Annotated in this window: 11 protein-coding genes; 8 read left to right on the forward strand and 3 right to left on the reverse strand. The window is 42.6% G+C overall.

Annotation, left to right across the window (positions count from 1 at the left end; genetic code table 11):
• Window positions 1-185 precede the first annotated feature (185 nt).
• Both DCC82_RS15910 and DCC82_RS15915 read left to right on the forward strand, forming a co-directional pair.
• Window positions 186-398, forward strand: coding sequence for a hypothetical protein (locus DCC82_RS15910; protein ID WP_015864941.1), 213 nt, complete (start codon window positions 186-188; stop codon window positions 396-398).
• A gap of 62 nt (window positions 399-460) precedes the next feature.
• Window positions 461-979 (forward strand): superoxide dismutase family protein, encoded by a 519-nt coding sequence (locus DCC82_RS15915; RefSeq protein WP_015864940.1) that lies wholly within the window; start codon window positions 461-463, stop codon window positions 977-979.
• 79 nt (window positions 980-1,058) lie between these two features.
• Here DCC82_RS15915 and DCC82_RS15920 read toward each other — a convergent pair whose 3' ends face one another.
• Together DCC82_RS15920 and DCC82_RS17500 are read right to left on the reverse strand one after the other, a co-directional pair.
• Window positions 1,059-2,219, reverse strand: a complete 1,161-nt coding sequence (locus DCC82_RS15920; RefSeq protein WP_097355048.1) for a MalY/PatB family protein — start codon at window positions 2,217-2,219, stop codon at window positions 1,059-1,061.
• A 39-nt stretch (window positions 2,220-2,258) separates the two neighbouring features.
• On the reverse strand, window positions 2,259-2,417 hold the full coding sequence (locus DCC82_RS17500) for a hypothetical protein (protein WP_015864938.1): 159 nt from the start codon (window positions 2,415-2,417) through the stop codon (window positions 2,259-2,261).
• Between the two features lie 105 nt (window positions 2,418-2,522).
• On the opposite strand from DCC82_RS17500, the gene DCC82_RS15925 reads away from it, so the two are divergent.
• The 3 genes from DCC82_RS15925 to yugI all read left to right on the forward strand — a co-directional run bounded on the left by DCC82_RS15925 (window position 2,523) and on the right by yugI (window position 4,672).
• Window positions 2,523-3,023 carry an Lrp/AsnC family transcriptional regulator gene (locus tag DCC82_RS15925; protein WP_015864937.1) on the forward strand — a complete coding sequence of 167 codons (501 nt, stop codon included), beginning with the start codon at window positions 2,523-2,525 and terminating at the stop codon, window positions 3,021-3,023.
• Window positions 3,023-4,192, forward strand: coding sequence for an aminotransferase (locus DCC82_RS15930; protein ID WP_483299671.1), 1,170 nt, complete (start codon window positions 3,023-3,025; stop codon window positions 4,190-4,192). The genes DCC82_RS15925 and DCC82_RS15930 overlap by 1 nt, the downstream gene beginning before the upstream one ends.
• A gap of 114 nt (window positions 4,193-4,306) precedes the next feature.
• Window positions 4,307-4,672: a S1 domain-containing post-transcriptional regulator GSP13 gene (yugI, locus tag DCC82_RS15935; RefSeq protein ID WP_097355046.1), complete on the forward strand. Its 366-nt coding sequence runs from the start codon at window positions 4,307-4,309 to the stop codon at window positions 4,670-4,672.
• Window positions 4,673-4,709: 37 nt separating this feature from the next.
• On the opposite strand, the gene DCC82_RS15940 is transcribed toward yugI, so the two are convergent.
• Window positions 4,710-4,943, reverse strand: coding sequence for a DUF378 domain-containing protein (locus DCC82_RS15940; protein ID WP_015864934.1), 234 nt, complete (start codon window positions 4,941-4,943; stop codon window positions 4,710-4,712).
• A 149-nt stretch (window positions 4,944-5,092) separates the two neighbouring features.
• Here DCC82_RS15940 and DCC82_RS15945 point away from each other — a divergent pair, with 149 nt between their 5' ends.
• The 3 genes from DCC82_RS15945 (at window position 5,093) to DCC82_RS15955 (ending at window position 8,338) form a co-directional block, all read left to right on the forward strand.
• A complete protein-coding gene (locus DCC82_RS15945; RefSeq protein ID WP_097355045.1) occupies window positions 5,093-6,256 on the forward strand; it encodes an iron-containing alcohol dehydrogenase in 1,164 nt (387 codons plus the stop codon).
• A 159-nt stretch (window positions 6,257-6,415) separates the two neighbouring features.
• Window positions 6,416-7,765, forward strand: coding sequence for a glucose-6-phosphate isomerase (locus DCC82_RS15950; RefSeq protein WP_081189117.1), 1,350 nt, complete (start codon window positions 6,416-6,418; stop codon window positions 7,763-7,765).
• 258 nt (window positions 7,766-8,023) lie between these two features.
• The gene (locus tag DCC82_RS15955; RefSeq protein ID WP_015864931.1) at window positions 8,024-8,338 is read left to right on the forward strand and encodes a hypothetical protein; all 315 of its coding nucleotides are present in this window, start codon (window positions 8,024-8,026) and stop codon (window positions 8,336-8,338) included.
• The last annotated feature ends 338 nt before the right edge of the window (window positions 8,339-8,676 follow it).

An 8,676-nucleotide genomic window follows, 5' to 3' on the forward strand; every position in this document is an offset into this window, starting at 1 on the left:
GTCAACCAGCCGAACGCGGCAGCCAATTAGGCTAGCTGCAAGCCCACGGCTTTAGCCGTTGGGTAGTTGACTCAGCTAAGAAAAAAGTTTGCTCTTTAAAGGTCGCTTTTTTGGCGGATTTTTCGCTTGGTTTATGATAATATAATAATTGATGTATCATTTTATGCGTGAGAGGTTGTCGAACGATGATCATTCCATATATATTAAACTGGACTTTTTTATATTTTCCTGAAGATAAACGAGAGTACATTCCAGCTGCCATCACATGTACGATTTTTCTTATTGCCGCAATTTTAACGATGCGGCTGATCATAAAAATTTCGAAACGTCAGGAAGAAAAGGCAAAGGAATTAGAAGAACAATTAAAGAAAGACAATATTGTTCATAATGAAAAATGATGGTTTAATTGTTTTCCCCTTTGGCAATACTATATGTAAAAAGGTGTTGCTGGAGGGGTTTTGTGTTTCAAAAGTTAGGTTTGTTACTGGCGGTGTTTTTATTTGCCGCCGGTTGTAAAAAGGAAAACGTGACGAATTTAGAAGTTAATATGATTAATAGTGCCGGTGATTCGATCGGTACGATAAAACTATCAGAACAAGCGAAAGGCGTTAAATTGAAACTGGATTTGGAGGGACTTCCGCCTGGTGAGCACGCGATTCACATTCATGAAAAAGGAGTTTGCAAAAAGCCGGACTTTCAATCGGCTGGAAGCCACTACAATCCAGATGGAAAGAAACATGGATTGCTTCATCCAGAAGGGGCTCATGCCGGGGACTTGCCTAATATTATCGTAAAAGAGGACGGAACGGTAAACGTGGAATTGACAGCGCCAAATGTGACGCTGAAAGAAGGACAGAAAGGTTCGCTGTTGACAAAAGACGGGACGGCGATTGTCATCCATGAAAGAAAAGATGATGGGATGACACAGCCGGCTGGAGATGCTGGTGGACGAATTGCATGTGGTGAAATTAAAAAATAGATAAAAAGGCTCTACCTTGTGTAAAGGAAAGAGCCTTTTCTTATTTTTTAAAATCTCGTTCGTTGCTCGAAGATGAAAGCTATTGCAACGCAACTGATAGGCGGAAAAGAGCATCTTCTAACGTTTTTCGCGGGCAAGCAACATTCATGCGAATAAATCCTCTCCCTTCTTCTCCGAATTTGCTTCCAAATTCTACAGCAATCTTCCCTTTCTCTAAAAGAAGCTGCCTTAGTTGTTGTTCTGTCACATCTAGTTGCCGGCAATCGATCCACACGAGATATGTCGCTTCAGGGCGAATGACACGAAGTTTTGGCAAGTTTGCTTCTATGTAAGAACATAAGTAATCAATATTTTCTTGTAAATATCGCAATAATGCATCGAGCCATTCCTGACCGTGCCGGTAAGCTGCTTCGGTGCCGGCAACCGCGAAGGTGTTGAGTGTAAAAAAGCCTTGCCGTTGTTGTACTTTGTTAAATTGCCGTTTTAATGTTTCGTTTGGAATAATCGTAGCGGCCGCTTGCAGTCCGGCAAGGTTAAATGTTTTCGTCGGAGCGATGCATGTGACGCTGTTTTCCGCAAATGCCGGATCAATCGAAGCGAACGGAACATGTCGGTGCGGCAGAAATGTCAAATCGGCGTGAATTTCGTCGGAAACGACGATGACGTTATGTTTGATGCATAATTCCCCTATTTTCGTTAATTCCTCATATGTCCAAACACGACCTCCAGGGTTATGAGGGCTGCATAACAGCAATAATTTGGCACCTTGAATTTTTTTCTCGAAATCTTCCCAATCGATTTCATAGCGGTTTTCTGCAAGTCGCAAAGGGCTTGTTACAAGCGTGCGCTGATGTTTTTTAACAAGCTGAAACAGCGGAGGATATACAGGCGTAAAGACGACGATGCGGTCATTTTGTTCCGTAAACGCTTCGATGGCATTGGCAATCTCCGGCACTACACCAGTAGAAAACGAAAGCCAGGATGGTTCAATCTCCCATTGATGCCGCAACTTGAGCCAATTCTTTATGGCGTCTTTTAGCGAATTGGGAATGACTGTATATCCGAAAATACCGTGTGCAATTCGTTCATGCAGCGCTTTTATGACGGCTTGAGGAGCTGGAAAATCCATATCCGCTACCCACAATGGCAGCACGTCTTTCGCTCCAAAAACGCGCTCTGTATCATCCCATTTCAAGGAGTGGGTATTGCGGCGGTCGATGACATCGTCAAACGAATACATAAAATGCGTCCTCTCCCTTCTTTTTTTAAGGATTATCGCTTATAATTTTTGTATGCTCAACATTTTTGCTTGGAAGGTGTGGACAGACGATGGATGCGCAACAAATACAGAGCGTTTTTGTTCCATATTGTATGCTTCGTAATAAAGCTGAATATTATTTAACTGGATTGTTTGCGCACTTGGTTGCGATGTTGCCATCGTTCGCCACCTCTCATAATTTATTGTAGCATAGTTGTAGTATTTGCCATTTTTTCGTGCAAATTGATAGAATTTATGTGAAAATGTTTATCGGGGGGATGGAGAGTGAAACTGACCGAAAAAGAAATAGAAATTATCGAAATATTAGAAAAAGACGCGCGTATTCCGATCGAAACGCTGGCAAAAATGGTATCGTTATCCGTGGAAGAAACAGAAGCGATCATGAAAAAACTTGAGGAAATGAAAGTGATTGTGCAGTACGCGGCGCTTGTCGACTGGCGAAAAGTAGACGGACATGAAGGAGTTACGGCGATGATTGATGTCAAAGTAACGCCAAAACGAGGAGTAGGGTTTGATGAAGTGGCGGAGCGCATTTATCGTTTTCCAGAAGTAAAATCCGTTTATTTAATGTCAGGAGCGTATGATTTATCCGTTGTCATTGAAGGGCGTTCTATGTCGGAAGTGGCGCAATTCGTTTCTGAAAAATTATCGACGTTAGACTCTGTCATTTCGACGACAACTCATTTTATATTGAAAAAATATAAACATGACGGTACGGTGTTTGACCAAGGAGATCAAGATCGTCGCATCGTGATGGCGCCATGATGCAACGAACGAAGAAATCCTATTTGTCGGAAACAGTCGCTCGTCTGAAGCCGTCAGGAATTCGCCGTTTTTTTGATCTTGCTTCCAGCATGGAAGGAGTTATTTCTCTAGGGGTGGGCGAGCCTGACTTTGTCACATCATGGAACATACGTGAAGCATGTATTTTGTCGCTTGAGCAAGGATATACATCATATACGGCAAACGCTGGACTTTTAGAGCTTCGTCAAGAAATTGCCGCTTATTTAGCCCGAAAATTCCATATTGAATACGATCCCGAAACAGAAATTCTTGTCACGGTCGGCGCAAGCCAAGCAATTGATTTAGCACTGCGGGCGACGGTGAATCCTGGGGATGAAGTGATCGTTGTTGAGCCTAGCTTTGTTGCTTATGAATCGCTTGTTACGTTGGCAGGAGGAGTGCCTGTTCCGGTAGAAACAAATGGGGATGACCATTTCAAGCTTCGTGCAGATCAAATCGAGCGGGTTATTACCGATCGAACAAAAGCGCTCATCATCTGTTCACCAAACAATCCGACAGGGACGGTGCTCCATAAAGAAGAGCTAGAAGCAATTGCGCAAATCGCAAAAAAACATGATTTGCTTATTATTTCGGACGAAATTTATGCAGAGCTGACGTATGACGATTCATACATAAGCTTTGCGGCGGTAGATGGAATGCGGGAGCGGACCATTTTGATTTCTGGTTTTTCGAAAGGATTTGCCATGACGGGCTGGAGGCTTGGATTTACCGCGGCGCCTGCGGAAATTTTACAAGCGATGTTAAAAATTCATCAATATGCGATGATGTGTGCGCCGACGATGGTGCAATACGGTGCGATTGAAGCGTTAAGAAACGGAGAGCAAGATGTCGAATATATGAGAAAAAGCTATCGTCGCCGCCGCAACTATTTTGTGCAATCGTTAAATGAAATTGGGCTTAGCTGTCATATGCCTGGCGGAGCGTTTTATGCATTTCCGTCTATTCAATCGACTGGGCTGACATCCGAACAATTTGCAGAGAAATTGTTGTTGGAGGAAAAAGTTGCGGTCGTACCTGGAAACGTATTTGGCGCAAGCGGAGAAGGATATATTCGCTGTTCCTACGCTTCTTCATTAGAACAGCTGCAAGAAGCAATCAAACGAATGAAACGCTTTTTAGATCGATTGTAGCCGTGATGTTCTGCTATTCCATCGTTGGAATAGCAGAACGTATTTTTTGGTGAACGAAAAATTATGTTATAATATAAAAACGCATATTCAAATTGGAAAATAGGAGTGTTTTGTTTGTCTAATATTGAAGTAGGGAGTATCGTGAAAGGAAAGGTTACTGGCATTCAACCGTACGGCGTCTTTGTAGAACTAGACGAAGAGACGCAAGGACTTGTTCACATTTCGGAAATTTCTCATGAGTTTGTCAAAAACATTAAAGATTACGTCAATGTTGGTGATGAAATAATCGTAAAAGTATTGTCCATCGATCCACAAACAAAACGGGTCAGCCTGTCCATGAGAGCGGTGGAAGAAAGACAAGGAAAAAGGAGAAAACGGCACGTGAAAGTGAAAATGTCGTTAAACCCAGGGTTTAACACATTAAAGGAAAAGCTGCAAGAATGGATCGAACAATCGAAAAAAGAAGACCTATCCAAGTAAAACACCCACCCTTTTACAAGGTGAGTGTTTTACTTTTTTATGTCCGGGAAGTTTTTGGTTCTGTGCGCCCTAGCTCTTCTGCAGGCTTAAAAAGAAGCGCAAGGTTAATGAGTCCGGCAATACCAATGAGTCCATAAATGACGCGTGATAATGCGGAATCTTGTCCGCCGAATATAGCTGCTACTAAATCAAATTGAAAAAAACCGATTAATCCCCAGTTAATAGCGCCGATAATCGTAAGGAATAGTGCAATACGCTGGAGTGCGCTCATCGGTAAATTCCTCCTTAAAATTTTTCAATCGTTCGCTTATAGAATGCATAATACTCACGGAAAATATGCATAGTTTGTGAAAAAAATTAATTACTTTACATCCAAAGGAAGCAGCCTCCATAATAGAAGCAAAGGAGGGATGGATACATATGCAAAATTTTACTTTTCGAAACCCGACGAAGTTGATTTTTGGAAAGGGGCAAATTGAGCAGCTGAAAGAGGAAATACCTCGTTATGGAAAAAAGATACTGCTTGTCTATGGCGGCGGCAGCATTAAACGGAACGGATTGTATGATGAAGTCATTCGTCTATTGAATGAGTTGAACGTGGAAGTAACAGAACTTCCAGGTGTGGAGCCGAATCCGCGCTTGTCAACGGTACGAAAAGGTGTGGAAATTTGTAAAAAAGAAGGAATCGAGTTTTTGCTTGCCGTTGGCGGGGGAAGTGTGATTGACTGTACGAAAGCGATTACTGCGGGTGCGAAATATGATGGCGATCCGTGGGATTTCATCACAAAGAAAGTAAAGGTTTCAGAAGCGCTTCCGTTTGGAACTGTATTGACGCTTGCGGCAACCGGTTCGGAAATGAATTCTGGTTCGGTGATTACGAACTGGGAGACGAAAGAAAAATATGGTTGGAGCAGCCCGGCAACGTTCCCGCAATTTTCAATTCTTGATCCGACATATACGCTAACCGTTCCAAAGGATCATACGGTTTACGGAATCGTCGATATGATGTCCCATGTGCTGGAACAATATTTCCATCATACAACGAATACTCCGCTTCAAGACCGGATGTGTGAAGCGGTATTGCGCACAGTAATGGAAGCGGCGCCGAAACTAGTCAACGACTTACAAAATTATGAGCTGCGGGAAACGATTTTATACTGCGGCACCATTGCCCTCAATGGCTTTTTACAAATGGGAGTGCGAGGCGATTGGGCGACACATAACATTGAACATGCCGTTTCGGCTGTTTATGATATTCCGCACGCTGGGGGGCTTGCGATTTTATTTCCAAACTGGATGAAACATGTGCTTGATGAAAATGTTAGCCGGTTTGCACAATTAGCCGTTCGCGTTTTTGGTGTAAATCCAGAAGGAAAATCGGAGCGGGACACAGCGTTAGAAGGAATTGAAAAACTGCGCGAATTTTGGTCGAGCATCGGAGCGCCATCACGGCTTGCGGATTACGGAATTGGTGAAGAAAGTTTGGAATTAATTGCCGATAAGGCGATGGCGAATGGTGAGTTTGGAAAGTTCAAAGAATTAAATCGAGACGATGTGCTTGCGATTTTACGTGCATCATTGTAATTGGGAAAAGAGGCAGCAACGGCTGCCTCTTTTATTTTGTTTATGGCCATGAAATGTTCAAAATGAATTCGTTTACACGATAGGGTGTGACTTGATTCCTTCTGATTGTTTCGTTAAAGTGTAAAAAGGGAAAACATTTTTGTTTGGAGGATCGAGCGTATGACACATATTCGTTTCGACTATTCAAAAGCATTATCGTTCTTTGGCGAACATGAGCTTACATATTTGCGCGATGCGGTGAAAGTTGCTCACCATTCCCTTCACGAAAAAACCGGAGTGGGCAATGATTTTTTGGGCTGGCTTGATTTGCCGGTGAATTATGACAAAGAAGAATTTTCCCGCATTCAAAAAGCGGCCGCAAAAATTCAAGCGGATTCTGACGTATTATTAGTCATCGGAATCGGCGGTTCGTATTTGGGAGCGCGTGCAGCGATCGAAATGCTTCATCATTCGTTTTATAATGCGCTTCCGAAAGAAAAACGAAATACGCCGCAAATCATTTTCGTCGGCAACAACATTAGTTCGACATACATGAAAGAAGTAATGGACTTACTTGAAGGAAAAGATTTCTCGATTAACGTTATTTCTAAATCGGGAACGACGACAGAACCAGCTATTGCGTTCCGTATTTTCCGTAAGCTTTTGGAAGAAAAATACGGGAAAGAAGAAGCGCGCAAACGGATTTACGCAACAACAGACCGGGCGCGCGGCGCATTAAAAACGCTTGCGACGGCGGAAGGATATGAAACGTTTATCATTCCGGACGATGTCGGCGGCCGTTATTCTGTATTAACTGCGGTAGGGCTTCTTCCGATCGCGGTAAGCGGCGCAAACATCGAAGAAATGATGAAAGGGGCGGCGCAAGCGCGCGAAGACTTTAGCAGCTCAGAACTCGAAGAAAACGCTGCTTATCAATATGCGGCGATTCGGAACATTTTATATAACAAAGGAAAAACGATTGAACTGCTCATTAACTATGAACCTGCGCTGCAATATTTTGCGGAATGGTGGAAACAGCTGTTTGGCGAAAGTGAAGGGAAAGACCAAAAAGGAATTTTCCCTGCATCGGCCAACTTCTCGACTGACCTTCATTCATTAGGGCAATATATCCAAGAAGGACGCCGCGATTTGTTTGAAACGGTATTGAAAGTCGAAAAACCGCGCCATGATTTAGTTATTGAAGCAGAAGAAAACGATTTAGATGGACTGAACTATTTGGCAGGAAAAACGGTTGATTTTGTCAATACGAAGGCGTTTGAAGGAACGCTTCTTGCCCATACGGATGGCGGAGTGCCGAATTTAGTGATTACCCTTCCGGAACTAAATGAATATACGTTTGGCTATCTCGTCTATTTCTTTGAAAAAGCGTGTGCGATGAGCGGTTACTTGTTAGGGGTAAATCCATTTGACCAGCCAGGGGTAGAAGCGTATAAAGTCAACATGTTTGCGCTTTTAGGCAAACCTGGATATGAAGAGAAAAAAGCAGAACTTGAAAAGCGATTAAAATAATAAGAAGGGCTTTCCTTATGGAGAGCCTTTTTTCATGGCATAAATAATCGTTTTGGAAATATGAAGTTGTAATTCCTCTTTATTCTAGGTTTTTTGCGCTTTATTTTGGCAATCAGGAGCAATAATACAAGAAATACACGGTGTCATTAAGTAGTGTTTTCCATACATGAACTTGCTTCTCTAACGCACATTAATAAATGCTCGAAAAGAAAATTTTTTCGAGCGCAAGGGAAATCCGAAAAGAGGAGTGTACAGATCATGAACCGTCTATTTAATTTTGGGCGTAATAGAGGAATGTGGAATCAGTTATTGCGCTTAACAGGACGCCGAAGCAATAACAACGCCATATGGACTATATTGGGGCTGGGAATTGCCGCAGCTGCTTTCAGCATGAGAAGGAGACGCAACGCTTATTATATGACGCCAAATCCGATTCAGCGGGCGATGCGTGGCATAAACAGCTTTATGAATCAAAGAAGAATGCCAAATTTAGCGACTATGGAATTTTCTAAAGAAATAGCGGAAAAGCCAAAAAGCCTTCCAATGAATAGCCACTCCCAACAACAAAAATAACTTGGCGCGGTTCGTCATCCTCCTGATGTTTTATAATACCTCTGATGTGATCTCTTCTGTGCAGACAGCGGCAAAAACAACTGCGCTGTCGAACAGTTTACAGAAATACCATGATATAGCCGCTGATCAACAACAGCCCTTCCCGCAAACGGAAGGGCTGTTGATTTTTTGTTTTTAGCATTTTGCAGATTAGCGGTCGATGACATTGGCAATCGGGAAATATTATTTTCGAAGGGATGAGTAGAATGAAATTTTTTTAAATTATCGCGTAACTATTCACCCCAGTGCTAGTGTATAAAAAAGCCCAGCACAAATAGGGCATTTCGGTCATAGAAAAT

The organism is Geobacillus sp. LYN3 (assembly GCF_003064505.1).
Lineage (GTDB): Bacteria > Bacillota > Bacilli > Bacillales > Anoxybacillaceae > Parageobacillus_B > Parageobacillus_B toebii.